Annotated in this window: 24 protein-coding genes, 1 tRNA gene and 1 pseudogene; 16 read left to right on the top strand and 10 right to left on the bottom strand. The window is 69.7% G+C overall.

Features of this window, described 5'->3' with window-relative positions; translation table 11 throughout:
* Positions 1 to 257 precede the first annotated feature (257 nt).
* The 3 genes from SH922_RS01120 to SH922_RS01110 all read right to left on the bottom strand — a co-directional run bounded on the left by SH922_RS01120 (position 258) and on the right by SH922_RS01110 (position 2,496).
* Positions 258 to 485, bottom strand: coding sequence for a hypothetical protein (locus SH922_RS01120; protein WP_393053477.1), 228 nt, complete (start codon positions 483 to 485; stop codon positions 258 to 260).
* An 88-nt stretch (positions 486 to 573) separates the two neighbouring features.
* Positions 574 to 1,065 carry a hypothetical protein gene (locus SH922_RS01115; protein ID WP_393053474.1) on the bottom strand — a complete coding sequence of 164 codons (492 nt, stop codon included), beginning with the start codon at positions 1,063 to 1,065 and terminating at the stop codon, positions 574 to 576.
* A 60-nt stretch (positions 1,066 to 1,125) separates the two neighbouring features.
* Positions 1,126 to 2,496: an FAD-binding oxidoreductase gene (locus SH922_RS01110; RefSeq protein ID WP_393053471.1), complete on the bottom strand. Its 1,371-nt coding sequence runs from the start codon at positions 2,494 to 2,496 to the stop codon at positions 1,126 to 1,128.
* A gap of 198 nt (positions 2,497 to 2,694) precedes the next feature.
* Between SH922_RS01110 and SH922_RS01105 the strand changes: the two genes are divergently transcribed.
* Positions 2,695 to 3,549, top strand: a complete 855-nt coding sequence (locus SH922_RS01105; protein WP_393053468.1) for a pentapeptide repeat-containing protein — start codon at positions 2,695 to 2,697, stop codon at positions 3,547 to 3,549.
* Positions 3,550 to 3,564: 15 nt separating this feature from the next.
* Here SH922_RS01105 and SH922_RS01100 read toward each other — a convergent pair whose 3' ends face one another.
* Complete coding sequence (locus tag SH922_RS01100; RefSeq protein WP_393053465.1) at positions 3,565 to 4,089, bottom strand: SRPBCC family protein; 525 nt, start codon at positions 4,087 to 4,089, stop codon at positions 3,565 to 3,567.
* Between the two features lie 226 nt (positions 4,090 to 4,315).
* On the opposite strand from SH922_RS01100, the gene SH922_RS01095 reads away from it, so the two are divergent.
* Entirely contained in the window at positions 4,316 to 5,680 is a 1,365-nt protein-coding gene (locus SH922_RS01095) for a radical SAM protein (protein ID WP_393053462.1), read from the top strand.
* A 281-nt stretch (positions 5,681 to 5,961) separates the two neighbouring features.
* Here SH922_RS01095 and SH922_RS01090 read toward each other — a convergent pair whose 3' ends face one another.
* Positions 5,962 to 6,861 carry a LysR family transcriptional regulator gene (locus SH922_RS01090; protein WP_393053459.1) on the bottom strand — a complete coding sequence of 300 codons (900 nt, stop codon included), beginning with the start codon at positions 6,859 to 6,861 and terminating at the stop codon, positions 5,962 to 5,964.
* 115 nt (positions 6,862 to 6,976) lie between these two features.
* Here SH922_RS01090 and SH922_RS01085 point away from each other — a divergent pair, with 115 nt between their 5' ends.
* Positions 6,977 to 7,861, top strand: a complete 885-nt coding sequence (locus SH922_RS01085; RefSeq protein ID WP_393053456.1) for an oxidoreductase — start codon at positions 6,977 to 6,979, stop codon at positions 7,859 to 7,861.
* Between the two features lie 90 nt (positions 7,862 to 7,951).
* Here the strand turns inward: SH922_RS01085 and SH922_RS01080 are convergent.
* Positions 7,952 to 8,623 (bottom strand): annotated as a pseudogene (locus SH922_RS01080) (NADPH-dependent F420 reductase); the annotation flags it as partial.
* Between the two features lie 181 nt (positions 8,624 to 8,804).
* Here SH922_RS01080 and SH922_RS01075 point away from each other — a divergent pair.
* The 11 genes from SH922_RS01075 (at position 8,805) to SH922_RS01025 (ending at position 21,942) form a co-directional block, all read left to right on the top strand.
* Positions 8,805 to 9,356, top strand: a complete 552-nt coding sequence (locus tag SH922_RS01075; RefSeq protein ID WP_393053454.1) for a glycoside hydrolase family 25 protein — start codon at positions 8,805 to 8,807, stop codon at positions 9,354 to 9,356.
* A gap of 134 nt (positions 9,357 to 9,490) precedes the next feature.
* Positions 9,491 to 10,519, top strand: a complete 1,029-nt coding sequence (adhP, locus tag SH922_RS01070; RefSeq protein ID WP_393053451.1) for an alcohol dehydrogenase AdhP — start codon at positions 9,491 to 9,493, stop codon at positions 10,517 to 10,519.
* Between the two features lie 130 nt (positions 10,520 to 10,649).
* On the top strand, positions 10,650 to 11,069 hold the full coding sequence (locus tag SH922_RS01065) for a MarR family winged helix-turn-helix transcriptional regulator (RefSeq protein ID WP_393063429.1): 420 nt from the start codon (positions 10,650 to 10,652) through the stop codon (positions 11,067 to 11,069).
* A 35-nt stretch (positions 11,070 to 11,104) separates the two neighbouring features.
* On the top strand, positions 11,105 to 11,374 hold the full coding sequence (locus tag SH922_RS01060; protein WP_219568734.1) for a hypothetical protein: 270 nt from the start codon (positions 11,105 to 11,107) through the stop codon (positions 11,372 to 11,374).
* Positions 11,375 to 11,837: 463 nt separating this feature from the next.
* On the top strand, positions 11,838 to 12,971 hold the full coding sequence (gene chvE / locus SH922_RS01055; RefSeq protein ID WP_393053448.1) for a multiple monosaccharide ABC transporter substrate-binding protein: 1,134 nt from the start codon (positions 11,838 to 11,840) through the stop codon (positions 12,969 to 12,971).
* Complete coding sequence (gene mmsA / locus SH922_RS01050) at positions 12,968 to 14,539, top strand: multiple monosaccharide ABC transporter ATP-binding protein (protein WP_393053446.1); 1,572 nt, start codon at positions 12,968 to 12,970, stop codon at positions 14,537 to 14,539. The genes chvE and mmsA overlap by 4 nt, the downstream gene beginning before the upstream one ends.
* 5 nt (positions 14,540 to 14,544) lie before the next feature.
* Positions 14,545 to 15,780, top strand: coding sequence for a multiple monosaccharide ABC transporter permease (gene mmsB / locus SH922_RS01045; protein WP_393053443.1), 1,236 nt, complete (start codon positions 14,545 to 14,547; stop codon positions 15,778 to 15,780).
* 25 nt (positions 15,781 to 15,805) lie between these two features.
* On the top strand, positions 15,806 to 16,975 hold the full coding sequence (locus tag SH922_RS01040) for an aldose epimerase family protein (protein ID WP_393053441.1): 1,170 nt from the start codon (positions 15,806 to 15,808) through the stop codon (positions 16,973 to 16,975).
* A gap of 115 nt (positions 16,976 to 17,090) precedes the next feature.
* The gene (locus SH922_RS01035) at positions 17,091 to 18,620 is read left to right on the top strand and encodes a carboxylesterase/lipase family protein (RefSeq protein ID WP_393053438.1); all 1,530 of its coding nucleotides are present in this window, start codon (positions 17,091 to 17,093) and stop codon (positions 18,618 to 18,620) included.
* Between the two features lie 166 nt (positions 18,621 to 18,786).
* A complete protein-coding gene (locus SH922_RS01030) occupies positions 18,787 to 19,947 on the top strand; it encodes a S1 family peptidase (RefSeq protein ID WP_393053435.1) in 1,161 nt (386 codons plus the stop codon).
* Positions 19,948 to 20,451: 504 nt separating this feature from the next.
* A complete protein-coding gene (locus SH922_RS01025) occupies positions 20,452 to 21,942 on the top strand; it encodes a UDP-N-acetylmuramoyl-L-alanyl-D-glutamate--2,6-diaminopimelate ligase (RefSeq protein WP_393053432.1) in 1,491 nt (496 codons plus the stop codon).
* 51 nt (positions 21,943 to 21,993) lie between these two features.
* Here SH922_RS01025 and SH922_RS01020 read toward each other — a convergent pair whose 3' ends face one another.
* Entirely contained in the window at positions 21,994 to 22,434 is a 441-nt protein-coding gene (locus tag SH922_RS01020) for a GNAT family N-acetyltransferase (RefSeq protein WP_393053429.1), read from the bottom strand.
* 150 nt (positions 22,435 to 22,584) lie between these two features.
* Between SH922_RS01020 and SH922_RS01015 the strand changes: the two genes are divergently transcribed.
* Entirely contained in the window at positions 22,585 to 22,872 is a 288-nt protein-coding gene (locus SH922_RS01015) for a DUF2087 domain-containing protein (RefSeq protein ID WP_393053426.1), read from the top strand.
* 72 nt (positions 22,873 to 22,944) lie between these two features.
* Here SH922_RS01015 and SH922_RS01010 read toward each other — a convergent pair whose 3' ends face one another.
* From SH922_RS01010 to SH922_RS01000, 3 genes are all read right to left on the bottom strand, one after another.
* Positions 22,945 to 23,460: a DUF6630 family protein gene (locus SH922_RS01010; RefSeq protein WP_393053423.1), complete on the bottom strand. Its 516-nt coding sequence runs from the start codon at positions 23,458 to 23,460 to the stop codon at positions 22,945 to 22,947.
* Positions 23,461 to 23,637: 177 nt separating this feature from the next.
* Positions 23,638 to 24,516, bottom strand: a complete 879-nt coding sequence (locus SH922_RS01005) for a sigma-70 family RNA polymerase sigma factor (protein ID WP_393053420.1) — start codon at positions 24,514 to 24,516, stop codon at positions 23,638 to 23,640.
* Positions 24,517 to 24,614: 98 nt separating this feature from the next.
* Positions 24,615 to 25,544 (bottom strand): TIGR03619 family F420-dependent LLM class oxidoreductase, encoded by a 930-nt coding sequence (locus SH922_RS01000; protein ID WP_393053417.1) that lies wholly within the window; start codon positions 25,542 to 25,544, stop codon positions 24,615 to 24,617.
* 303 nt (positions 25,545 to 25,847) lie between these two features.
* On the opposite strand from SH922_RS01000, the gene SH922_RS00995 reads away from it, so the two are divergent.
* A tRNA-Met gene (locus SH922_RS00995) sits at positions 25,848 to 25,921 on the top strand.
* The last annotated feature ends 177 nt before the right edge of the window (positions 25,922 to 26,098 follow it).

The following is a 26,098-nucleotide window of genomic DNA, read 5'->3' as shown; positions in this document are numbered from 1 at the left end:
TATGACGCCGCTCACTAGTCAAGCCGTCAGTCTCTCTTCATCTGGGATGGAGTGGAGTTGAATCAATTCACCACGGATCGGGGCGTCCCGGCCGAAGACGGGCCCGGCCCGCCCCGGAGATCAGGGGCGGCCTGGGCCCGTGAGTTGCGGTGGACAGATTTCCGGAAGCCGGTGGGGACGCCGCTGCGCGCCTCCCGGGATGAGAGGGCAGGTGCGGAGACCGGCCCGCCGTGCGGCCGTGTTCCGGACGGCGCAGTTCAGCGCCCGCTGTCCGACATACTGGGCTGGAGCGAGCGTACGAGGTCGAAGAAACGGGACTCATTGCCCGAGAGCCCCGCCCGCCGCAGCGCGCCGTCCGCCTCCTCGATCGGTGAGGCGAGCAACGGCATGTACAGCGGGGTGTCCTCCGGATCGGAGAGCGCCGCCCGCGTCGCCTCCAGTAAACGGACGTACGCCTGCGCCGCGGCGAGTTCGTCATTGCGCATCTCAGCATCTCCCGGTCAGAGGTGTCGGACCCACAAGCATCCCTCATGGGTCTGACAACGGCCCTCGGCGACGGCTGTGGCACGCCTCCTACCGGCCGACCGGCCGGGCCGTACCCACCGGGGGTTCCACCTCCAGGAACCGGCGGCGGCGCGGCCCGCGGTACAGCAGGGCGGTCCAGCCCAACTCCCGCAGGACCGCCGCACACCGAGTCAGCTCACCCTCCTCCTCGTGCGCCGCCCCACTGCCTGGCGCACCGAGCCACTCCACCCGTGCGGTGCCCGGCAAATCGCCCGCAGCCACCCGGTAACCCGTCGTCGTGCGCCTGCCCGACGCGTCAACGGCCGACGAGGCCAGTCCCGATGCCTCCAGCGCGAGGGCAACGGCCCGTACCGTCCTGTGCAGTTCCCATGCCGCAGGCACCGCTTCCGGCTCGGAGCACCCGGTGTTCGTCAGGCGCCGGATCTGGAGCATCCCGGCGAAAGCGGTCCGCACCGAGGCGGCCCGCTGCTCGGCCGGCGCCGAGGACGGCGGGCCGTCCCCGGTGGCCGGTTCGAAACCGGTCTCTTCCTCGGCGCTCATCCGATTCCCCTTCGCCGTACCGCATGAGTGCCAGTGTGCGCCGCCCCACTGACAACCGGGTCAGGCGGCCCCGAGCACCTTGCCCGGGTTGAGGATGCCGTGCGGATCGAGCGCCGCCTTCACCGCGTGGTGCATCCCGAGCGCCGCCGGGCCCAGTTCCTTGTTCATGCCGCGCATCTTCAGCAGCCCCACCCCGTGTTCACCGGTGACCGTGCCGCCGAGCGCGATCGCGTCGTCCAGGATGTCCTCGAAGGCGAGCTGGGCGCGGGCGCGCGCGGCTTCGTCCCCGGGCGGCGTAATGATCAGCGGATGGAGATTGCCGTCTCCCGCGTGCGCGATGTTGGCCACGAGAATGTCGTGCCGGGCAGCCGTCCGTTCGATCCGGGCCAGCATCTCCGGCACCGCGGTACGCGGCACACAGACGTCCTCGGTCAGCACCGGACCGAGCCGCTCCAGCGCCGGATAGGCCAGCCGCCGGGCCTGGAACAGCGCGTCCGCCTCCTGCTGGTCCGTGGAGACCGCGGCCCAGGTCGCCCCGGCGCGGTCGAAGCACTCGCGGACCAGTTCGGCCTCGGCGTCGCCCTCGGCGCCAGGGGTGTCGACGCGAGCGAGCAGCACCACGTCGGCGTCCGCGGAGAGGCCCATCTTCTTCCAGGCGTCGACCGCGGCCAGGCAGTGGCGGTCGACGAGTTCGAGCGCCGAGGGGATGACACCGGACGCGGTCACGGCGCTCACCGCCTCACCGGCGGCGACGACGGAGGAGAAGTACCCCGCCACCGTCCGCTCCTGGAGCCGCGCCGGCCGCAGGCGCACCGTGATCTCGGTGATCACCCCGAGCGTGCCCTCGGAACCCACCATCAGTCCGGCCAGGTCGTATCCCGCCACGCCCTTCGCGGTCCTGCGCCCGAGCGAGACGACTTCGCCGAGTCCGTTGACGACTTCCAGACCCAGCACGTAGTCGCGTGTCACGCCGTACTTGACGCAGCACATGCCCCCGGCGTTGGTCGCAACGTTCCCGCCGATGGTGGACCAGGGCGAACTGGCCGGATCCGGCGGGTACCACAGCCCGTGCTCAGCGCTCGCCGCGCGCAGATCGTCGTTGACCACACCGGGCTGGACGACGGCCAGCCGCTCCGCGCGGTCGATGGTGACGATGCGGTTCATGTCCTCGAAGGACAGGACGATCGCACCGTCGACGGCGTTCGCGCCCCCGGACAGACCGGTGCCCGCACCACGCGGAACCAACGGGATGCGATGGGTGATGCAGTGACGCACCACGTCCCGCACCTCGTCGGTGCTCTGCGGTCGCACCACGGCCAGCGGAGTCCCGTACGGAGCCCACTCGGCCTCGTCGTGCTGGTACCGGGTCAGGCCCGCCGGATCGGTCAGCACCCGCTGGGCCGGAATGCTGTCGACTGGTGCGTTCGCCACGATGGTGGCCACCTCCCAAAAGATGTATTACCCATCATTATGGTCTGCGGTGTCGCCGGGCGGCGTGGGCGGTCCCGGTCCGAGGGGGCCGGGAGCCGGGGCGCCGTCGGATGCGGGCACCTCGCGGCCGGGTGGACCACCGAACCTCGGTAGGCTCGACCGCTCATGGACCTCGCACACCAAAGGACCCCACGTACCGTGCCCGACAACGACCGAGTCCCCGGCACCGACCGCGTGGACGCCACCGGCCTTGCCGTTCTGCGCGCCGACTGCGGGAACTGCTTCGGACTGTGCTGCGTCGCGCTGACCCTCACCCGGTCCGCGGACTTCGCCATCAACAAGGACGCCGGCAAGCCCTGCCGCAACCTCCAGGACGACTTCCGCTGCGGCATCCACACCCGGCTGCGCACCGAGGGCTTCGCCGGCTGCACCGTGTACGACTGCTTCGGGGCGGGCCAGAAGGTGTCGGGGGAGACCTTCGGCGGCAGGGACTGGCGTACGGCACCGGAGAGCGCCCAGCAGATGTTCCAGGTCTTTCCGGTCGTGCGACAGCTCCACGAACTCCTCTGGTACCTCACGGAGGCGGCGACCCTGGCACCGGCCCGCTCCCTCCACGGCGAGATCCGGCGCACCCTGGAGGCGACCGAACGCCTCACCCACCTCGACGCCGACGCCTTCGCCGGACTGGACGTGGCAGCGCACCGGGACGAGGTCGCCGCCCTGCTGGCGCGTACCAGTGAACTCGTGCGCGCCACCGCGCCCCGCAAGAAGAAGCGCAACCACCGCGGTGCGGATCTGATCGCCGCCCGCCTCGGGGGAGCGGATCTTCGGGGCGCCGATCTGCGCGGCGCCTACCTCATCGCGGCGGACCTCTCCGGCGCCGACCTGCGCCTCGCCGATCTCATCGGCGCCGACTTCCGGGACGCGGACCTGTCCGGCGCCGACCTGACCGGAGCGCTCTTCCTGACGCAGTCCCAGCTCAACGCCGCCAGGGGCAACGGCGCCACCCGGCTGCCTCCCTCGCTCGGCCGCCCCGCGCACTGGGAGAAGTGACCGGCAGCCACCACGTCACGCCCGGGGGGCCTCGTCGTCCACCGGGGCCTCCAGTGCTGCCTTGAGGCGCTGGAGCGTGGTACGGATGTTGCCGCGCTGGAACTCGCCGAAGGTGTGCCCCCGGGTCGCCGCCCGGTCGAAGGCGTTGGCCAGGAAGTCCGGCCAGGCGCGGCGGTCGTCGGTCCATATCTCGGTGACCCTGGTGCCGCCGTCCACGGCTTCGAAGCGGTACTCCCAGGTGGCGATCGCGCCCGGCAGCAGCGGCCGCTTGGCCCCGATGGCGTGGACGCGGAAGGCGAACCGCTCACCCGGATCGGCCACCGTCACCGTGCACCGGGTCGTCCAGCGCATGGCCCCTCGCTTGTTCCGGCCCTCGAAGACCATCCCGACGTACGCGCCCCGACGCTCCCCGAGCACCTTCGCACCCCGGTTCTCCGGACTCCAGCGCCCCATCGCCGTGGGGTCGCTCAACTGCTCGTACACGAACGAGGGTTCGGCGAGAACCACGATGCTGTCAGACACGGACATGGTGCGGGGCATGAGGCACTTCCGTTCCGCGGCCGACTGCGGCAACCACCGGGGCGTCGGAACGGCCGCACGGCCGACGGGCTCCCGGGCCCCACACCCTACTCACCGGTCACATAGAGTCCTGCGGCGGGTTCCGGCCGTTCCGGCGGGCCGGAGCGCGAACGCTTCACCCGTCTGGTTCGTTGGACAGGACGGCTTGCCCGCATCACCTTCGACGACCGGATCCAGGAGCCCGCACATGCTCAGCCGTACCGACCCCGGCAGTACCGACACGAGCCGCACCCGACTGATCGAGCGGCTCATGGAGCAGTTCCCGCACGTACCGCGGGAGGCCGTCATCAAGGAGGACCTGCTGCGCGGCGGCGTCGCCTTCGACGAGTCCGCGCTCAGCGACAACGAGGACGGGGACGTCAAGCCCAAGTCGTACTTCATCTTCTCCTTCGACCACGGCACCCTCCCCGAGCTGGGCGCGGCGGCGCTGCGCCGGCCACCCGAAGAGATCGTCCTCACCGGCGGCCCGTACGAACTGCGGCGCACCGTCGTCTCCGTGCGGGTCAACCCGGCATCCCCCTACCGCGTGGCGGCCGACGACGACGGCGTGCTCGGGCTGTATCTCGACGGCCGGCGGATCTCCGACGTCGGTCTGCCCCCGATGCCGGACTACTACCGCCACACCCTCGGCAACGGCAAGTCGGTCATGGAGGTCGCGCCCACCATCCAGTGGGGATACCTGGTCTACCTCACGGTCTTCCGTGTCTGCCAGTACTTCGGCGCGAAGGAGGAGTGCCAGTACTGCGACATCAACCACAACTGGCGCCAGCACAAGGCGGCGGGACGCCCGTACACCGGAGTGAAGCCCGTCGAGGAGGTCCTGGAGGCACTGGCCATCATCGACCGGTACGACACGGCGAAGACCTCCACGGCCTACACCCTCACCGGCGGCGCCATCACCTCCCACATCGGCGGACGCGACGAGGCCGACTTCTACGGCCAGTACGCCAAAGCCATCGAGGAACGCTTCCCCGGCCGCTGGATCGGCAAGGTCGTCGCCCAGGCCCTGCCCAAGTCCGACGTCCAGCGCTTCCACGACTACGGCGTGCAGATCTACCACCCCAACTACGAGGTGTGGGACCGTCGGCTGTTCGAGCTCTACTGCCCCGGCAAGGAGCGCTACGTCGGCCGCGACGAATGGCACCGCCGCATCCTCGACTCCGCCGACGTCTTCGGCGCCCGCAACGTCATCCCCAACTTCGTCGCGGGTGTGGAGATGGCCGAGCCGTTCGGCTTCACCACGGTGAAGGAGGCGATCGACTCCACCACCGAAGGACTGCGGTTCTTCATGTCGCACGGCATCACCCCGCGCTTCACCACCTGGTGCCCCGAACCGACGACACCGCTCGGCAAGACCAACCCGGACGGTGCGCCGCTGGAGTACCACATCCGGCTGTTGGAGGCTTACCGCGCGACGATGGAGGAGTACGGACTCAGCTCGCCTCCCGGCTACGGCCCGCCCGGCCCCGGTCAGGCGGTGTTCTCCGTCAGCTCGTTCATGGACAGCCTGCCGGCCCGTCAGGAGGACCCGGTCCAGGACGTTTCTCCTTGATGCTCCGGGAAGCCCCGGCCCCCGACGGAACCGAACGCCGCCCGCTCGCCCGGGAGGTTGTCCACGAGCCACCGGGATTCCTCACCCGGTTCGGTCACCGGTGCCCGCGTCTCAGGGAAGGAGCGGTCCTGCCCGGCCACGGCGGTGTACCGCGCCGCCGTCGGTGCGTCCAGGTGTCGCAGGTCGACCGTGTCCCCGTGCCCCGTACCCGGCGCCACGGATCGTGGCCCGGGGGCAACCGTCCTGCCCCGCCGCTCCGGAGGCGCTGACCTCGTGCCATGTCACTCACTCGTCGGCCCGGAGGCGGCGGCCAGTTCCCGCACCACGCCGGTGAAACCCCGGACCAGTTCGTTTTCCGTGCCGGCCACCCAGGCGAGTACGACGCGCAGCGGCTCCACGTCCGTCAGCGGGACCCAGGAGAGATCCGGCCGCGCGTAGTACCGCGCCATGCTCAGGGGAGCGAAGCAGATCGCGGCTCCCTCCGCCACCTGCTCCAACATCTCCTCGACGTTGTCGTTGGTCGGACCCCATCGTGGACTCGAGCCGTCGGGACGGGGGTTGACGGCCCACCAGTCCACCCACTCCCGAGGCGCCCGCTCCGTCCACAGCAACGGCTCGTCCCCGACCTCGAGCACCGAGACGCCGGATCGGGACGCGAGCGCATGGCCGACCGGCAGACCCACGACGCGGGGCTCGGTGTGCACCGGCTCACTGTGCAGGCCGGTGAGATCGTTGGGCAGCCAGACGAAGGCGACGTCGGTCAGGCCGTCCCGGAGCGCGGCGGCCTCCTGCCCCCAGTCGTAGCGCCTGGGCACCACCCGCACCCCGGGGTGAAGCCGGGAGAACTCCGCCCGTGCCCGGGTGGTCAGTTCGCCCGCGCCACTCGCCTCGAAACCCACCCGCAGTACGCCTGTCTCCCCTCGGGTGTGCCGCTCGGCAGCGGCCGTCACGCGCTCGGACTGACGGACGGTGAGCAGCGCCTCGGCGATCACGTCCCGGCCGGCGGCGGTGGCGGACACACCACCGGCGTGACGGTCGAAGAGCCGCACCCCCAGCTCGGACTCAAGACTCTTGAGCGCGTACGACAGGGCCGGCTGACTGACGAACAGCCGCCTGGCGGCGCGTCCCAGGTTCTCCTCTTCGGCGATCACGGTGAGGTAGTGCAGCTGACGCAGCTCCATGCAGCGATCATAAGGCGCGCTTATCGAACCGACGAGTCTCCGTCTTGGACCGTCCCGGGAGTCGGATGACATAACTGAGTCACCGCAACACCACTGTGAACGGCAGGAGTTGAATGTGACCACCGCACACGAAGCAGACGAGGCAGCAACCGCCCGTGACCACACGCCGGGCCGCGTCTGGCTGATCACCGGCGCTTCCTCCGGCTTCGGACGTGCCATCGCCGCAGCCGCTCTGGCAGCCGGGGACACCGTCGTCGCCACGGCCCGCAAGCCGGAGGCGCTCGACGACCTGGTCGCCGAACACCCCGACCGGGCCGTCGCCGTACAGCTGGACGTCACCGACACGGCGCGCATCGCGGATGTCGTCGCGGACGCCGTGCTCTGGTACGGCCGGATGGACGTGCTGGTCAACAATGCGGGGATGGGGCTGATCGGCGCAGTCGAGGAGACCGGCGACCGCGAGCTGCGCGAGCTCATGGACCTGCACTTCTTCGGGCCCGCCGCGCTGGTGCGGGCCGTGCTGCCGCACATGCGGCGCAATGGTTCGGGTGCCGTGGTCCAGATGAGCAGCATGGGCGGCCGGCTCTCGTTCCCCGGCGTCGGCGCCTACTCGGCAACGAAGTTCGCCCTGGAAGGTCTGTCGGAGGCGCTGGCGGCCGAGGTGGCCCCGCACGGGATCAAGGTCCTGATCGTCGAGCCCGGATCGTTCCGGACGGGCTTCGCCGGCGGCGGTGCCCTGCGCCAGTCCGCGGCCCTTCCGGCCTACGAGGAGACGGTGGGCCCGGTCCGCGGCGACCTGCCGGATTCTGACGGAAGGCAGGAGGGCGACCCGGACAAGGCGGCGGCCGCCATCCTGGCCGCGCTCGCTGCCCAGGACACGCCGCTGCGGCTGCCGCTCGGCAATGACGCGACGGACGCGGTCCTCGCAAGCCTCGACGCCTCCCGCACCGAAGCGCTGGCCTGGGAGAAGGTCAGCCGTAGCACCGGCTTCGACGACTGACGACGCTGTGGGTGCGATGGTGTGTGCACCCTGTCGACGCAGCGGGTGCGACGGGGTCCGCGCCCCGTCGCACCCGCGCCGCACCGGATCTCAGGCCCGCCACTGGGCGGTCCGCTCGGCGGACGCCGCGGCCAGAGCCTTCTCGATCGCTGCGACATCACCCCGGTTGCCGTACACCGGTGTGCCCGGCTGCTGGCGCCACGACTCGTCCAGCTGGCCGGCGTCCACGGTGTCGAAGCCCAGCTCGTCGATCAGGTCACGGACCACCTGCTTCGCCGCGGCGTCGTCCCCGGCCACCGGCAGGGCCTGACGGTCCGCGCTGCCCTTCGGCAGGCCGTTGGACAGAATGTCCTGCGCGTACGTCCCGTTGAACGCCTTGATGACCGGGTGGCCGATCTGCCCCTGCGTCCACAGGCTCTCGGGCTGCCCGTCCTCGATCGCCGCGATGCGGCCGTCGCGCTCGCGCGGGTAGTAGTTACCGGTGTCGATGACCGCGACGCCCTCCGCGGCCCCGTCGAGGAGGCCGTCGGGCAGGGCCGGGACGGCCTTGAGCGGAACCGTGACGACCACGACCTGCGCGCCCTTCGCCGCCTCGGCGGCGGTGACGGCGGTTGCTCCGGTCTCCTCCACGAGTGCGGTGAGCGTCTGCGGACCACGCGAGTTGGCGACGGACACCTCATGTCCGAGTGCGGTGAGACGCCTGGTGAGGTTGCCGCCGATATTCCCTGCCCCGATGATGCCGATCTTCATGGATGCGACCTTCCGATGGTGCGTTCGGTACGTGAAAAGGCTCTCGCCGCTTCACCAACTCCGCCCTCCCGGAAGCTATTCCGTGCGGTGGCACATTGTTTTCCCGGCGCGTCGGACGGATGGGACCCGCAGGCTGCGGGCACGTAACAGAGAAGGAAGCGGAATCACCCGGACCATGTGTGAGGCGGTACCCATGCTGCACGGTGTCGACGTCAGCGCCTATCAGTCGTCCTTCGACACGGACGGGCTGGATTTTGTCCTCATCAAGGCCACCGAGGGTCGTTCGTACGTCAATCCGCGTCTGGCCGCCCAGGCGAAGCGTGCCCGCGACGCGGAATGTGTGGTCGGCTTCTACCACTTCCTGTGGCCGGGGAATATCACGGCGCAGGCGGAATACTTCCTGAGCAGGGCGCCCGAAAAGGCGGGCGAACTGCTGGCCGTCGACTGGGAGCAGAACGGCGAGGGCACCCATGCGAGCAATGCCGAGAAGGACCGTTTCATCCGGGAGGTCAAACGGCTGCGGCCGCACCACAAGGTCCTGCTCTACTGCAACCGCTACTTCTGGCTGAATCACGACACCACGTCGTACGCCGGGGACGGCCTCTGGATCGCCGACTACGTCACTTCCGGAAAGCCGCGCATCAAGGCTTCCTGGCGCATCCACCAGTACACCGATCAGCCACTCGACAAAGATGTCGCCGCCTTCTCCTCGCGGGCGGCCATGCGTACCTGGGCTCGGGGGTAGCGACCCGGCGGGGCAGGGACGGCGGGAGGGAAGGCGAGAACCGGCTATCCGAAATATCCTGTTTCGAAGCTTGTGCACCCCGGGCTGTGCGAGAGGCGCCGGCCGGGCGCGTGCATCGAAGCGGAGGAGCACCCATGAGAGCCGCCGTCGTCCGCAGCTTCACCGAGCCCCTCGTCGTCGAGGACAGGCCGGTACCCATCCCGGCCGCACATCAGGTCCTGGTCCGGATGGAGGCCTCCGGGCTGTGCCACACCGACATCCACGCGGCCCAGGGGGACTGGCCGGTCAGGCCGAGTCCGCCTTTCGTCCCCGGCCATGAGGGCATCGGCATCGTCGAGGCGGCAGGTGACCAGGTCGGTCATCTCGCGGTGGGGGACCGGGTGGCCATCCCGTGGCTCGGTGAGGCCTGCGGACACTGTGACCACTGCGTCTCCGGCTGGGAGACGCTCTGCCTGGAACAGCGGAACAGCGGCTATTCGGTCGACGGCAGCCATGCCGAGTACGCCCTCGCCCACGGCACGTACGTCGTGCCCGTGCCCGACGGCATCGACCCGCTGGACGCGGCGCCCCTCACGTGCGCGGGCGTCACCACGTACAAGGCGGTCAAGCTCTCCGGGGCGCGGCCCGGGACCCGCGTCCTCGTCTCCGGAATCGGCGGCCTGGGGCATCTCGCCCTGCAGTACGCGCGGATCTTCGGTGCGGAGACGATCGCCGTCGACGTGACCGACGAGAAGCTGGCCCTCGCCCGGGAGCTGGGCGCCGACCATGTGATCGACGCCCGCGTCCAGGACGTCGCCGATGAGGCACGCCGTCTCGGTGGCGCCGACGCCGCCGTCTCACTGGCCGTGAGCAACGAGTCGTTCGCGGCCGCGTACGGGGCGCTGCGGCGGGGCGGCACGCTCGTTCTGGTGGCCCTCCCGGCGGAGGGCAGGCTGGAGATCCCTGTCTTCGACACCGTTCTGAACGGCACGAAGATCGTCGGTTCGATCGTCGGCACCCGTCAGGACCTGGCCGAGGTCTTCCGGCTGCACCGCCTCGGCCGTACCCGTGTGGTGCGCGAGAGCCGGGACCTGGCGGACATCAACGCCTCGATCGACGAGGTCCTCAAGGGCAAGGTGTCGGGCCGCCTCGTCTTCGACCTGAGCGGCACGCCGCCGGTATGACGCCAAGCGGCACGCCGGTATGACGCACTCCTCAATGGTGGGTAAGCACCCATAATTGGTGTTCGCCTACGATATGCATGTGAACGAGAACGAGATCCCGCCCCGTCTCCTGGGCTTCACCACCTACCTCATGTCCAGGACCGGCAAGGCGGCGCGGAGCCGGCTTGCCGATCGGCTGGCCGACCGTGGCCTGCGGCTCCGGCACATGGCGGTGCTGGCCGCGCTCGTGGACTTCGGCCCCCATGTGCAAAGGCAACTGGCAGCACGACTGGCCATCGACCGCAGCGACATGGTGAAGATCGTCGACGATCTGGGCGCGGCCGGACTGGTGGAGCGAGCGCGCGACGCGGCCGACCGGCGGCGAGTCACGGTCACCGTCAGCCCGGCCGGCCGCGCGCTGCTAGACAGTCTCCAGGCCGACGCGACGGCCGTGCAGGACGACATTCTGGCGCCGCTGAACACGCGCGAACGTGCCCAGCTGACAGCCCTGTTGACGCGAGTTCACGGTCATCTCCAGGGCGGATCCGGGATGCGGCGGTCAAGTCGCTGACCCATTCCGCGCCCAGGGTGCGGCAGACTTTCCCGGTGACCACTGCCGCGGCTCAGCCGCCTCGTGACCGTGCACTCGGGCGCGGAATCTCCACCCTCATTCCGCAGGCCGCGACTGCGACGCCTGCCGAACAGGCGGCGGCCGTGCTGACGGCCATGCAGAGCGTTCCGGTGCGGGTGGGCGTGCTCCAGGCGGCCGTCGTGCTGCTGGAGGAGCGGGTGCGCGCCACGGGCGACGAGGCGGAACGTGCCGCGGCGGCCACCACCGTGGCCATGCTCCGCAGTGCGATCGGTCAGGCCGGCTGACCACCTGCACGCCGGACGGGCCCGCTCGCGGTAACGGGTGGCGGCGCGGAGAGCGGGCGGGTTTCCGCAACGAGGGGTGATGCGGGGCGCCGGCGCGTCCGGCGTGGGTGCGGTTCTGTGTCGTGCCGGGCCGGCGCTGTCCGCCCTCCGGCCGGGAGGGGCGCGAAGATCGAGGGCCCGGCGGCCGAAACCACCTCTTGTCGGTGCGAGTTGGCCCGACGGTGCCTGCGTGAACCATTGACAGCCTCCCCGCTTCCTCACTACCGTCACGCCCATATTTCGAACGCGTGACGAAATTTCGAACAGTGCGACTCAACTGCCTTGTCGCGCGGGGAGGATGCCCGGAGGCGGTCTTCGAGTGCCCTCACCCGTCGTGCATACCGAACCATGTCCGAAATACCGAACAGTCGATGAGGGTGGCGCGGCCCGCCCAGCCGCTCCCCCCGCACCCGGAGGACCGACCATGCGCACCTCACGAACCGCGTCCACCCCGCGCGTCGCCCGGACCGCAACGGTCCTCACCGCGCTCGCCCTCTCCGTGACCCTCGCCGCCTGCGGACAGAGCAGCGAAGGCGGCAGCAAGGACAAGAAGACGGGCGGCAAGGGCGCGACCATCGGAATCGCCATGCCGACCAAGTCGTCGGAGCGCTGGATAGCCGACGGCAAGAACATGGCCGCCGAGTTCGAGAAGCTCGGATACAAGACGGACCTGCAGTACGGCGAGGACGACGTCGACCAGCAGGTCTCCCAGGTCGAGAACATGATCACCAAGGGTGTGGACGTCCTCGTGATCGCCGCCATCGACGGCCGCGCCCTCAGCGATGTGCTGCACCAGGCAGGGGAGCAGGGCATCAGGGTCATCTCCTACGACCGGCTCATCCTCGGCAGCCCGGACGTCGACTACTACGCCTCCTTCGACAACGAGAAGGTCGGCGAGCTCCAGGCCGGATACATCCTCGACAAGCTGGGGCTGAAGTCCGGTGCCGAGAAGGGGCCGTTCAACATCGAGCTGTTCGCCGGATCGCCCGACGACAACAACACGCGCTACTTCTTCCAGGGCGCCTGGAAGACGCTCAAGCCGTACATCGACAAGAAGCAACTGGTCGTTCGCAGCAAGCAGACGAAGCTCAACCAGATCACCACGCTCCGCTGGGACGGCGGCACCGCACAGAAGCGCATGGACAACGTGTTGACCAGCGCCTACTCATCCGCAGACGTCGATGCCGTGCTCTCCCCGTACGACGGCATCTCGATCGGCATCATCTCGGCCCTGAAATCGGACGGATACGGGACCGGCTCCAAGCCGTACCCCGTCGTCACCGGTCAGGACGCGGAGGTCGCCTCCGTGAAGTCGATCATGGCGGGACAGCAGACGCAGACCGTCTACAAGGACACCCGCGCCCTCGCCAAGCAGGTCGTCCAGATGGCCGACGCCGTACTGAACGACAAGAAGCCCGAGGTCAACGACACCACGACGTACGACAACGAGAAGAAGGTCGTGCCGTCGTTCCTGCTCGACCCGGTGAGCGTCGACAAGACGAACTACCGCGCGGAGCTGGTCGATTCCGGCTACATCAAGGAGAGCGACCTCCGATGAAGTCCCCGACGGCGGACCCGGTGGCCGCCGCCGTACCCGTCCTGGAGATGCGGTCCATCGTCAAGACGTTTCCCGGTGTCAAGGCGCTCTCCGACGTCTCCCTGACCGTCGCCCAGGGTGAGGTGCACGCCGTCTGCGGGGAGAACGGTGCCGGGAAGTCGACCCTGATGAAGGTCCTCAGCGGGGTGCACCCGCACGGCAGCTACGAGGGCGAGATCCGGTTCAGGGGCGAGGACTGCGCGTTCAAGGACATCCGGGCAAGCGAGGCACGCGGCATCGTGATCATCCACCAGGAACTCGCCCTGGTGCCGTACCTCTCCATCGCCGAGAACATCTTCCTCGGCAACGAACACGCCACGCGCGGCTTCATCAGCTGGAACGAGACCCTGCGCCACGCGGCCGTCCTCCTCGACCGGGTCGGTCTGCGGGAGCACCCACAGACCAGGGTCGCGGACATCGGCGTCGGAAAGCAGCAACTGGTCGAGATCGCCAAGGCCCTCTCCAAGAAGGTCGAACTGCTGATCCTCGACGAGCCGACCGCCGCCCTCAACGACGAGGACAGCGCCAAACTCCTCACTCTCATCAAGGAGCTGAAAGGCCAGGGCATCTCGTCGATCATCATCTCGCACAAGCTCGGCGAGATCACGGCGGTCGCCGACTCCGTCACCGTCCTGCGCGACGGCAGGACCGTCGAAACCCTTGACGTGAGCGCCGGATCGGCCACCGAGGACCGCATCATCCGCGGCATGGTCGGCCGCGACCTCGACCACCGCTTCCCCGAACGCACCCCGTACGCAGGCGACCCGGGAGCACACCCGGCCCTGGAGATCCGTGACTGGACCGTCCACCACCCGATCGACCAGCACCGCAAGGTCGTCGACCGCGTCTCCGTCCTGGCCCGGCGCGGAGAGATCGTCGGCATCGCCGGGCTGATGGGCGCAGGCCGCACCGAACTCGCCATGAGCGTCTTCGGCCGCAGCTACGGCCGCAACATCAGCGGCACGGTCCTCAAGGACGGCAAGGAGATCCGCACCCGCACCGTCTCCGAAGCGGTCCGCCACAAGATCGCGTATGTCACCGAGGACCGCAAGCAGTACGGCCTCAACCTCATCGACACCATCGGCCGCAACATCAGCCTCGGCGCCCTGGACAAGGTGTCGCGGCGCGGGATCGTCGACGAGCACGAGGAGACCCGTGTCGCCGAGTCCTACCGCACCTCCATGAACATCAAGACGCCCACGGTCTTCGAGCAGGTGGGCCGCCTGTCCGGCGGCAACCAGCAGAAGGTCGTCCTCGGTAAATGGATCTTCGCCGGTCCCGACGTCCTCATCCTCGACGAGCCGACCCGCGGGATCGACGTCGGCGCGAAGTACGAGATCTACTCCGTCATCGACCGGCTGGCCGCCCAGGGCAAGGCCGTTGTGCTCATCTCCTCCGAACTTCCCGAGCTGCTCGGCATGTGCGACCGCATCTACACCATGGCCGCCGGCCGGCTCACCGGCGAAGTCCCGCGCGCACAGGCCACCCAGGAGGTCCTCATGCGCCATATGACCAGCGACAAGAGGTAGCAGGAATGCCCCAGGCCCCCACCGACACCCCGCAGCGCACCGACAAGCAAGCCCTGGCCGCGCCTCCCACGACCGGCACCCTCCTCCTGGACGCGGTCCGCCGCAACATGCGCCAGTACGGGATGCTCATCGCCCTCGGGCTGATCGTCGTCCTCTTCGAGATATGGACCGACGGAGTCCTGCTCAAGCCGAACAACGTCACCAACCTCGTCCTCCAGAACAGCTACATCCTGGTCCTCGCCATCGGGATGATGATCGTCATCATCGCCGGTCACATCGACCTCTCCGTCGGCTCACTCGCCGCATTCGTCTCCGCGGCCGCCGCGGTCATGATGGTCCAGCACGACATGCCCTGGGTCCTCGCTCTCGTACTCTCGCTGATCGTCGGAGCGGTCGCCGGCGCCTGGCAGGGCTTCTGGATCGCGTACGTCGGCATCCCCTCGTTCATCGTCACGCTGGCCGGAATGCTGCTCTTCCGCGGCGGAACGCAGATCCTCCTGGGCAGCCGTTCGCTCGGCCCGTTCCCCGAGGGCTTCCAGAAGATCTCCACCGGGTACCTCCCGGAGATCGGGCCGGAGACCAACTACCACAATCTGACCCTCCTCCTGGGCTGCGCGCTGCTGGCCTTCGCTCTCCTCCAGGAGGTCCGCGACCGGCGGCGCCAGCAGCGCTACGAACTCGACGTCCTGCCCCGGAACATCTTCCTCGCCAAGTGCGTGGCCATGGCCGCGGCCGTACTCGCCTTCACCATGACCCTGGCCAGCTACCGCGGCGTCCCCGTCGTGCTCCTCCTGCTCGCCGTTCTGCTCATCGGCTTCGGCTACGTCATGCGCAACGCGATCATCGGACGCCACGTGTACGCGCTCGGCGGCAACCGCGCCGCGGCGAAGCTCTCCGGCGTCAAGGACCAGCGCGTCACGTTCCTCGTCTTCGTGAACATGGGCGTACTGGCGGCGCTCGCCGGCATCGTCTACGCGGCGCGCCTCAACGCCGGCGTACCCCAGGCCGGAACCAACTTCGAACTGGAGGCCATCGCCGCCGCGTTCATCGGCGGAGCCTCCATGAGCGGTGGAGTCGGCACGGTCTTCGGCGCCATCATCGGTGGCCTCGTGCTCGGCGTACTCAACAACGGCATGTCGCTCGTGGGGATCGGCACCGACTACCAGCAGGTCATCAAGGGTCTGGTGCTGCTCGCGGCCGTCGGCTTCGACGTCTACAACAAACGCAAGGTCGGCTCGTGACCCTCCGCCCCTCAAGGAGTCACCCATGCCCAGTAGCACCAGACGCACCGTGCTGACGGCCGCGGCCGCCGCGGGCATCACCGCCACCGCTGCAGGAACCGCCCGCGCCACCGACGGCCGTCGCGGCACACCCGGCCACGCGCCCGCCAAGGAGCTCTTCGGCCGGCTCGCCGACGGCACGGCGGTGCACCGCTGGACCCTGAGCAACGGCGGGACAACCCTCAAGGCTCTCTCCTACGGCGGTGTCATCCAGTCCCTGGAGACCGCCGACCGCCACGGCAGGGCCACCAATGTCGCCCTTGGCTTCGACAACCTCGACGACTACGTGGCCAAGTCGCCCTACTTCGGCGGACTGATCGGCCGTTACGGCAACCGCATCGCCGACGGACGGTTCACCCTCGACGGCACCACCTACCAACTACCCGTCAACGATGGCCCGAACAGCCTGCACGGCGGCGACCGGGGCTTCGACAAGCGGATCTGGGACGTCGAGCCGTTCACCCGAGGCGCCGACACGGGCCTGGTCCTCACGCGGACGAGCCCGGACGGCGAGGCCGGCTACCCCGGGACCCTGGCCGTCCGCATCACCTACACCCTCACCCCGCGCGGCGCATGGCGCATCGACTACGAGGCCACGACAGACCGGGCCACCGTCGTCAACCTCACCAGCCATACCTACTTCAACCTGGCGGGGGAGGGAAGCGGCACGATCGACGGCCATCTGCTGGAACTCGCCGCCGCCCGTTACACCCCGGTCGGCTCCACGCTCATCCCGACCGGCGAACTCGCCCCCGTCGCCCGCACCTCCTTCGACTTCCGTCGGGCCACAAGCATCGGCACGCAGGACCGCACCCCGCACGAGCAGAGCGTGATCGCGCAGGGGATCGACCACAACTACGTGCTGGACAAAGGCCTCACGTCCCGGCCGGAGTACGTCCTGACGGTCAACCACCCCGAATCCGGCCGGGTCATGAAGATGTACACAACCGAACCCGGCATGCAGCTCTACACCGGGAACTTCCTCGACGGGACCCTCACCGGCACCTCCGGCCGCCTCTACCGGCAGGGCGACGCCTTCTGCCTGGAGGCCCAGCACTTCCCCGACTCACCCAACCAGCCGTCCTTCCCCTCCACCGTGCTGCGCCCCGGCCGGACCTATCGGACGACGACCGTGCACGCGTTCTCCACCTGTTGACGCACCCCGTGCGGTGCCGGTCATCTCGTTCGCGCAACGACCGGCTGCTCTGCCATTCTGATCTTCGTGCCGCCCGGCCGGGGCGGGGGAGTGAAGGACGGCGGAGCAGCCCTTGATGAGTGTTTTCGACACGGTGAGCGGCCGGGTACGCGGACGCGCCCCCAACCGGGGCGTCGTCGCCGTACTCGGCATTCCGTACGCCGAACCGCCCTTCGGAGCCGACCGGTTCAAGGAGCCGCGCCCGCGGCGAGCCTGGGCGGGCATCCGCGACTGCCTGGAGTTCGGCCCCGTTTCGCCGCAGTCGGCGGAGCTGCCGGGCGCTCCGCGGTGGTCGTCCGGTGACGAGGACATCCTCACTCTCAATGTCTGGACCCCCGAACGCGGGAACGAGGCCGAGGACCGCCCGTTGCCGGTGCTGGTCTGGATCCACGGCGGGGCCTACACCTTCGGGTCGAGCGCCCAGCCGGACTTCGACGGTACGGCGCTCGCCCGTGCCGGCCTGGTAGTGGTGACTCTCAACTACCGGGTCGGATTCGAGGGCTTCGGCCATGTCCCAGCCGACGGCGAGGACGCCGGCCCGCCGAACCGCGGGCTGCTCGACCAGACCGCAGCACTGGAGTGGGTACGCGACAACATCGCGTCGTTCGGTGGGGCGCCGGACAACGTCACTGTGGCCGGTCAGTCCGCCGGGGCGACAGCGGTGGCCTGCCTGATGACCATGGACGGGGCACAGGGACTGTTCCGGCGGGCCATCGCGCACAGCGCGGTCGGCCCGGTCTTCGCACCGGAACTCGCCGAGCACCTCATGCGGAAGGTGGCCGCCGAGGCGGAGGTCCCCGCGACGCACGCCGGCCTGGCAGCCACGTCTCCACAAGCCCTGGTGCAGGCAGCCGACGCGGTCTCCGACGGATACCGGCAGGACCCGCACTCCGGACACCTCTCCTGGGACCCCGTCATCTTCGGCCCGGTCGCCGACGGGCGCCTCCTGCGCGCCGACCCGCTGGCCCTCATGGCGGCAGGGGAGGCCTCGGACGTCGACCTCCTCGTCTGCCACACCACCCAGGAGTGCTGGCTGTTCGATGCCGTCGGCAGCTGCGCCGAGGTCACGACGGAGTCCGAAATGGCCCTTTTCGCCAAGGACTTCGGCCTCCCGGACTCCGTTCCAGAGGGCTATCGCCGCAGTGTGCCCGAGGCGTCCGTGCGCGAGATCCACCTCGCGATGTACGGGGACCTGATGTACGGCGAGTACAGCAACCGGCTCGCCGCCGCGCATGCGCGGAGCGGCGGGCGCACCTTCCTGTCGCGATTCGCCCGGCAGCGGGGCGGATCGGAGCCGGGGGTGTACGCCTGGCACTGCGCGGACGTTCCCTTCGCTTTCGGGAACCTCGCCGACGAGAACGTCCAGTTCCTGATCGGTGGTCCGCCCACTCCGGCGGACCACCGTCTCTCGGCCCGGCTGGTCGCGGCCTGGGCCGGATTCGCTGCCACCGGTGATCCGGGGTGGCAGCCGCTCGGTGACGTCTCGCGGGACGTGATCAGGATCTGGGGAGCGGCGGAACCTGCCGCGGGGCCCGACTTCTGGCGTGACGGCGACGCTCTGCGCGAACTGTGGAGCTCGTTCACCTATCGCCCGGCGCGACCCTGAGCGGCTCGCCCGGTGCCGCCCCTCGGTTGGTCATTGGCATGGACCTGCTAACGGCTCTCGGCTACAGTCCGGATCGGCACACTCTGAGAGCGCTCTCAGGCGAGACGTCTCCCGGACGCCTGCTGTTCCTCCCCCACGTCCCCGGAACAACAGAAGGGCCAACACCATGAGACGCACCACGGCTTTACGCACCGCCCTGTCCGCCGTACTCCTCGTCGGAGCCTGGGCGGGAGCAGGCTTCCCGTCCGCTTCGGCGGCGGACGCCCCCACCGCTGAATCCCGCACCGGCACGCGGCAGGCGTCCGCCGGTCTGCTGGCCGCCATGCAGAAGGACCTCGGCCTGACGGAGAGCCAGGCCAGGGCGCGGCTCTCCGCGGAGAAGGCGGCGACCGCGATACAGCCCGACGCGCAACGCGCCGCCGGGGCGTCGTACGGCGGTTCCTGGTTCGACCCGTCGACGGGCGGCCTCACGGTCGCCGTCACCAGCGAGAAGCAGGCAGCTGCCGTACGGGCGACGGGCGCCGCCGTTCGTCTGGTGACGCACACCGCGCGCAGTCTCGACGCTGCCAAGGCGAAGATCGACCGGCTCCCGGCACCCGCTGGTGTCAGCAGCTGGCACGTCGACCCCGAGGCCAACAAGGTCGTCGTCGACGTCGTCTCCTCGGCACGGTCCGACAACGATGTCCGGAAGTTCGTCGAGCGGGCCCGGGAAGCCGGCCCCGTCGCCGTCGAGCAGACCGCCGAGGCGCCGCGGACCTTCTCCGCGGGGACCGTCGGCGGCGACCCCTACTACACGGGCAACGTCCGGTGTTCCATCGGCTTCTCCGTGTACGGCGGCTTCGTCACCGCCGGACACTGCGGACAGGCGGGTGCCGGGGTCAGCGGCTGGGACGGATCGGGGATAGGCAGCTTCCAGGGATCCTCCTTCCCGGACAACGACTACGCCTGGGTCAGCGTGGGCAACGGCTGGTGGACCGTCCCCGTGGTCCTGGGCTGGGGCACCGTCTCCGATCAGCTGGTCCGTGGCTCTGCCGTGGCCCCGGTCGGCGCGTCGATCTGCCGCTCCGGCTCCACCTCGCACTGGCACTGCGGGAACGTACTCGCCACCAACGAGACGGTGAACTACAGCCAGGGCGCGGTCCACGAGATGACCAAGACCAGTGTCTGCGCCGAACCGGGCGACTCGGGCGGATCCTTCATAAGCGGGGACCAGGCACAGGGCGTCACCTCGGGCGGGTGGGGCAACTGCAGTTCCGGCGGTGAGACCTGGCACCAGCCGATCAACGAGATCCTGAACAGGTACGGGCTGACGCTGCACACGGCCTGATACAGGCAGACCGGCCCCGGGGGCCTGTCGCGCGGAGCACACCGCTCCCGCGTGGCAGGCCCTCGGCGCGTGATCCGGGTGGCCACCGGGACCGGCCGGGGCAGCCGCGTCACCGCCCCGCAGCCCCACCTGGGCAACAGCTGCCCATGGCCAGGAAGGTGACCGGGATCCGGCACGGTCCACGGGACGTACACTCCACTCATGGGTCACACAGATGCGGTGAGGGAGTGCCTGCGACAGGTGCCCCACCTGCTGGGCCCCGCAGCTCCCCAGGCGCGCTGCCGCGCCCTGCACGGTCACGGCTGACCAGGACCCCACCGCAGCCGGCCGCACCACGACGCCCTTCCCGTCCCGGCCGCGCTTTCCCGCTCCGCCACCGGAGCCGTTTCACCCCCTTCGCTGCGCAGACCGCAGCACCCCGCACCATGCGCAGCTCCCGCGGCGCGCCGTCGGCAACCCCACGGCGACCGACGGGCAGAGCCGCATTCTCGAGAGGACCCCTGCATGAATCTGAGGGAGTTGCTGGCCGGTCACGATCACGAGGTCCTCCTCGGTGATCCGGAGACCCCGATCACCGCAGGAGCCTGCTTCGACGCCCATCGCGTCACGCCCGGTTCGCTGTACATCGCCGTGCCCGATCACCGTGAGGGCGGTCCCGAGGCCGTCGGCCCGGCACTGGCCCGCGGAGCCGTCGCCGTGCTCCTGGAGTGCGAGGCGCCGGGGATCCTCGCGGCCGTGCAGGCCGCGGCCACCGGTGCGTGCGTGGTGCGGGTGGCGGATGCGCGGACCGCGGCGGCGGTCGTCACATCCCGGTACTTCGGAGAACCCGGCCGGGCCATGGACATGGTCGCCGTCACCGGTACCAACGGGAAGACCTCGGTCTCGTACATGGTGGAGTCCGTGCTGAGGATCGCCGAGGGCGCGAAAGTCGGCGTGATCGGCACGGCCGGCAGCCGGATCGGTGACGAACTCATCCCGATGCCCCGCTCGGTCCTGACCACGCCGGAGTCACCCGACTTCCAGTACCTCCTCGGCCACATGCGCGACCAGGACGTCGGCACCGTGGTTCTGGAGGCCACGTCGATGGGCCTTCTCCACCACAGGGTGGACCGTGCCTTCCTCGACGTGGGCATCTTCACCAACCTCACCCAGGACCACCTGGACGACCACGGCACCATGGAGCACTACCGCGACGCCAAACTCCGGCTCTTCCAGGGGCTGTGCCGCAGCGCCGTGGTCAACGCGGACGACCCGGTGGGGGCCGCGATCGTGCCGACGATGCCGGGCATGGTCACCACGTACGGAATCGACGCGCCGGCCGACTACCGCGCCACGGACCTGAGCATGAACGCCTTCGGTACCCGCTTCACGCTCCACCACGAAGGCAGCAAGTATCCGGCGGCCATCCCGGTGCCGGGGCGCTTCTCCGTGTCCAACGCACTCGCCTCCTTGGCGGCCTGCCACCTCCTGGGACACGACCTCGCCGGGCTTGTGGCAGCGCTCGACCGGATGCCCCCGGTCCCCGGGCGGCTCGAACGGTTCGAGACGCCGAGCGGCACAGCGGTGATCGTGGACTACGCCCATTCCCCGGACTCCCTCGACAAGGTGCTCAGCGCCGTACGGGACTTCGCCCGGGGCCGGGTCATCACCGTGTTCGGCTGCGGGGGAGACCGGGACGTGACCAAGCGGGCCCGGATGGGCGAGATCGCCGGGTCCCGATCCGACCTGTGCGTCCTGACGTCCGACAATCCCCGGTACGAGGACCCCGAGGCGATCATGGACCAGATCGCTCCGGGCCTCAGGGCCACGGGAACGAGGTTCGAACGCCACGCGGACCGGCGTGAGGCGATCGCCTTCGCCCTGTCGGCCGCCGGCCCCGACGACATCGTCCTGGTGGCGGGGAAGGGCAGCGAGCCCTACCAGACAGTCGGCGAACAGCTCATCCCCTTCAGCGACATGGCGACGGTGCGCGAACTCGCCGCCCTGCAGGACTGACAGCCGGCGCTCTGCGACCGCCGCAGAGCGCCGCCTTCCGCAGGAGCGAGATCAGGCCAGCCTCAGATCGATGAAGGGCACGCTGTCACCCGGCAGGACGTACCGCTCGGTCTCGACGAATCCACGGCCGAGCGCGAAGCGCAGTCCCTCCGGGTTGGACTCCAGCACACAGGTCTCGATCACCTCGGCGCCGACCGCGCGCGCCGCCGCCAGGCCGCTCTCGTACAACTGCCCGCCGAACCCCCTGCCGCGGTGGTCCGGCAGCACCCGTGCGATCACGGTGGCGGTGGCAGCTCCGTCGGCAGGCGGCCGCACGGTCGAGCAGCCCACCGGGACGCCACCGAGATACGCCACGGCGAGCCGGTTGCGACCGGCGCGTTCGCGTACATCCGCGAGCGACAGCACAGCCGTGGGGATGATCGCGTTGTGGATGGACCGCCAGTCCTGCAGCATGGCGTCGCCGTCCACACGCTCGATACTCAGTTCAGTCATCGCAGCAGGAAACCGCGAGGGCGCCCGAGCGTCAACTCGTGCGCCCCTCGGCAGGGATGGAACAGCCGGCGGCCCATCGCCGCAGCTCGGGCCGGATCCCCGGAAGAAACATGTTGCAGCGTGCCGGATCCGGCTGAGAGGCTCCGGGCCATGCCCGACAACCGATCAAGCTCCAGTCACGGCGTGGCCGCCCTCTTCTCCCAGGGGCGACTGACGACGATCCCACGCAAGACCGCCCGTCGCGAACAGCTCCTCGAACACCTCGCGGAAACGCTGTTCCTGCCCGACCGGACGTACACCGAACGCGAAGTGAACGACGCCCTTCTCACCGTTCATGAGGACTGTGCCGCGCTTCGCCGCTACATGGTCATCGGCGGCCTGCTGGCGCGGACAAAGGATGGCGTCAGCTACCGGCGTCTTGAGCGCGCGGTGGTGTGACGGCCCGGCCGAAGGCTCCCTCGTGCGGCCGCGAGACGGGGTGGTCGATGTTCCGTTCCTTCCGGACCCGTGTCAGACGCCGAGCGCCCACGCGTGGAAACCCGCCCGCTTCGCGAGTGCGGTCAGCTCCTCGACCCGCGCGGCGCGCAGACACACCACGGGGTAGCAGTCCGACTCGATGTCGAGTACGACGAGCGCCGCACCGACATCGCCGTGGTGCCGCCCGCAGGCATTCAGGAACTCATCGGTCGGCAGGAGCATCTCGTCCTCCTCGACCAGCACCCAAGGATCCACGGAAGGCCGCGAGTCGAGCCCATTCAACTGGGACCGGACCTCCTGGGCGTCCTCCTTCCAGTCGAACTCCGCGAGCAGCCGGTGGTCGGCCAGGGTGTCGATGAGCGCTATCCAGGCGAGATCGGGCACCGGTTCGTCGATACCCCGGTCCGCCAGTCGGTCGGCGTGGTCGCGCACATAGGCCTCGGGGTGGTCGAACGCGTGCAGCACCCGCTCGGTGACGGCCTGGTGGGCGGGCGCGAGCAGCGCAGCCGCAGCTGCGAGCAACGAACGGGCGTCGTCGGGTCCGGACATGGAGAACGCTCCTTCGGCAGCCGTGAGACCGCGTCCGACAGTGAGAACAGGACACCTGGCCCGGCGCCCTGAGAAGACCCTGCCACAGGGGTATGACAACGGGTCGTATGACAACGGGTCGGGGAGCGGGCCCGGGCCGACTTCGACGACGTGTCGACGACCGGGCCCCGAGCCGTATCAGTCGTCGAGGACGCCGATGTCGAACCCGCCGAGCCGTTCCGGGTCCGCGACGACGTCGATCTCGGCGATCAGGCCGTCCACGATGGTGAAGCCGAGAACCAGACGAAGCCGTCCCTGCGGCGCCATTGCCAGCGCGACCGCTCCATCGACGAGCGCGACCCCGGTGAACAGCGCGCGTCCCGTGGCCGCCATCGCACCCTTCGCCACGGTGTGAGCACCCTGGACCACCACGGGCTCAAGGGTGGGAATGACGGACCGGTCGGCGTGCAGCACCACATCCGGGTGCAGCAACGCGACCAGTGCGTCGAAGTCCCCACCACGGGAGGCGGACAGAAAGGCCTCGACGACCCGTCGGCGACGGGACAGATCCGCATCCGGCGACGTGGCGCCACCCTTCACCCGGCGACGGGCACGGCTCGCGAGCTGCCGGGCGGTGTCCGCGGAACGGTCGATCAGCGGGCCGATCTCGCCGAACGGCACCGCGAACATGTCGTGCAGCACGAAGGCGAGGCGCTCCGCCGGAGTCAGCCTGTCGAGCACCACGAGGAGGGCCAGCCCGACGGAGTCGGCGAGCAGGGCCTCCCGCTCCGGGGCGTTCCCCTCGTCCTGGTCAGGGGTCCGGTCGTACGCGTCGAGAGGGTCCTCGCGCCGAGTCCGGCGAGTGCGGAGCATGTTCAGGCAGACGCGGCCCACCACCGTGGTCAACCACCCGGTGAGGTTCTGCACCTCACTGACGTCGGTCTGAGCGGCCCTCAGCCAGGATTCCTGAACCGCGTCATCGGCCTCACTCGCCGAACCCAGCATCCGGTACGCCACCGCCTTCAGGTGGCTCCTGTCCGCCTCGAACCGTTCGGCCAGCGCAGTACGGTCGTCCATCGTTCACGTTCCTCCGTCGGCGGGTTTCCGCTGAAGCTGCCCCTGAGAAACTACTGGTGCGCCGGTGCCGACCTGGCAGCGGACCCGCAGGGCGCTGCTCAGACCCCGGCTGCCCGTGCCGTCTCGTACACCTCGGTCGCCACGTCGACGAGCTGCGAGGCGTCACGGAGCGTGCCCTGGAGATCGATCATGATCTCGGGAACCCCCGTGGCGGCGTGTGCGACGAGATCCTCGACGATCTGCGTGGCATTGCCGTGGAAGGGCCGCCGGCCGGCGCCGGGCACCGCCGTCGCGCTGTACCGCGCGTTGGCGCGGGCGCAGACAGCGAGCGCACGCGTGCGGCCCCGTTCGGCGGCGACGTCACGCACCCGCTGCCACTGCTCGGACAGCTGAGAGGCGCCCATGGCGACGGGCATCCACCCGTCGGCCCGGTCGACCAGACGGCGCGTGGCCCGGGGGCTGTTCGCGGGCAGGTAGACGGGGATGGGACGAGCCGGCTTCGGCCCCACCTCGGAGGGGACGATCGTGGTCAGATTCCCCTTGTACGAGACGGGGTCCGGCCCCCAGACGGCTGCGCACACGTCCAGCAGCTCGTCCAGGACGGCGCCGCGCCTCTCGAAGGGGGCGACGGAGGCGGCCGCGTACTCGTCCAGGGACCACCCCGTCCCGAGTCCGGCGATCACGCGGCCCCCGCTGGCGGCGTCGAGCGAGGCCAGTGAACGGGCGAGCTGGAAGGGCACGTGGAGAGGGGCGACGAGAACACTGGTGCCGAGCCGGGCCCGCTCCGTCGCCGCGGCGGCCAGCGTCAGCGTGACCAGCGGATCGGCGACACTGCGGTAGTGATCGGGCCAGGCCAGCCCCGGAATGCCGTAGAGACCCTGGGCCGCGGGCTCGGGGAACAGAACCCGCTCGAACACCCAGAGGCTCTCGTACCCGACTGCTTCCGCGGCGCGCGCCACGACGGCGACGTCGCGGCCGATGGCGTACTGCTTCATCTGCGGCAGACCAAGACCGAGCGCGGCCGGCATACGTGTACTCCCTCTGGGTGGCGTGATCAGGCAACTACCCTACGGCAGAGGATCTTTGACGCCACGATCGAGAGTGCGCAGCGCCGGACCGGAGGGAGGGCGCCGGAATCTTCGTCCGTATGGCGCGCCTGGGCCCCGACGGCCCACCGGAGGCTTCCTCTCCGCCTGGGGCCCGCTTCCGGGGTGACGATCTCCGTGGCGACGAGCCCGGGAACACCACGCGGTTGACCGGGCACGCCGGGTCCACGCGACACAAGTGGTCACGGGACCCGCTGTGATGGCATACGGTAGGGATCACAACGACGCGGGGTGGAGCAGCTCGGTAGCTCGCTGGGCTCATAACCCAGAGGTCGCAGGTTCAAATCCTGTCCCCGCTACTGTCGAGGCAGGGCCCGGAACCTTCAGGTTCCGGGCCCTGCCTCATTTGGGTCGTGGAATGCGCCGGCCCATGACCCCGAAGAGATCGGCTACGTGCTCCGCGGTATGGCCGACGTATCGGCCGGAACCTTCCGGTACCTGACCCTGCGGCGGCGAGAGAGCATCTGCAGGCAGCC

The sequence above is a fragment of the Streptomyces sp. LN549 genome (assembly GCF_043203805.1).
Lineage (GTDB): Bacteria > Actinomycetota > Actinomycetes > Streptomycetales > Streptomycetaceae > Streptomyces.
Note: the sequence above shows the minus strand (reverse complement) of the source record. Positions and strands in the feature narration are given on the sequence as shown.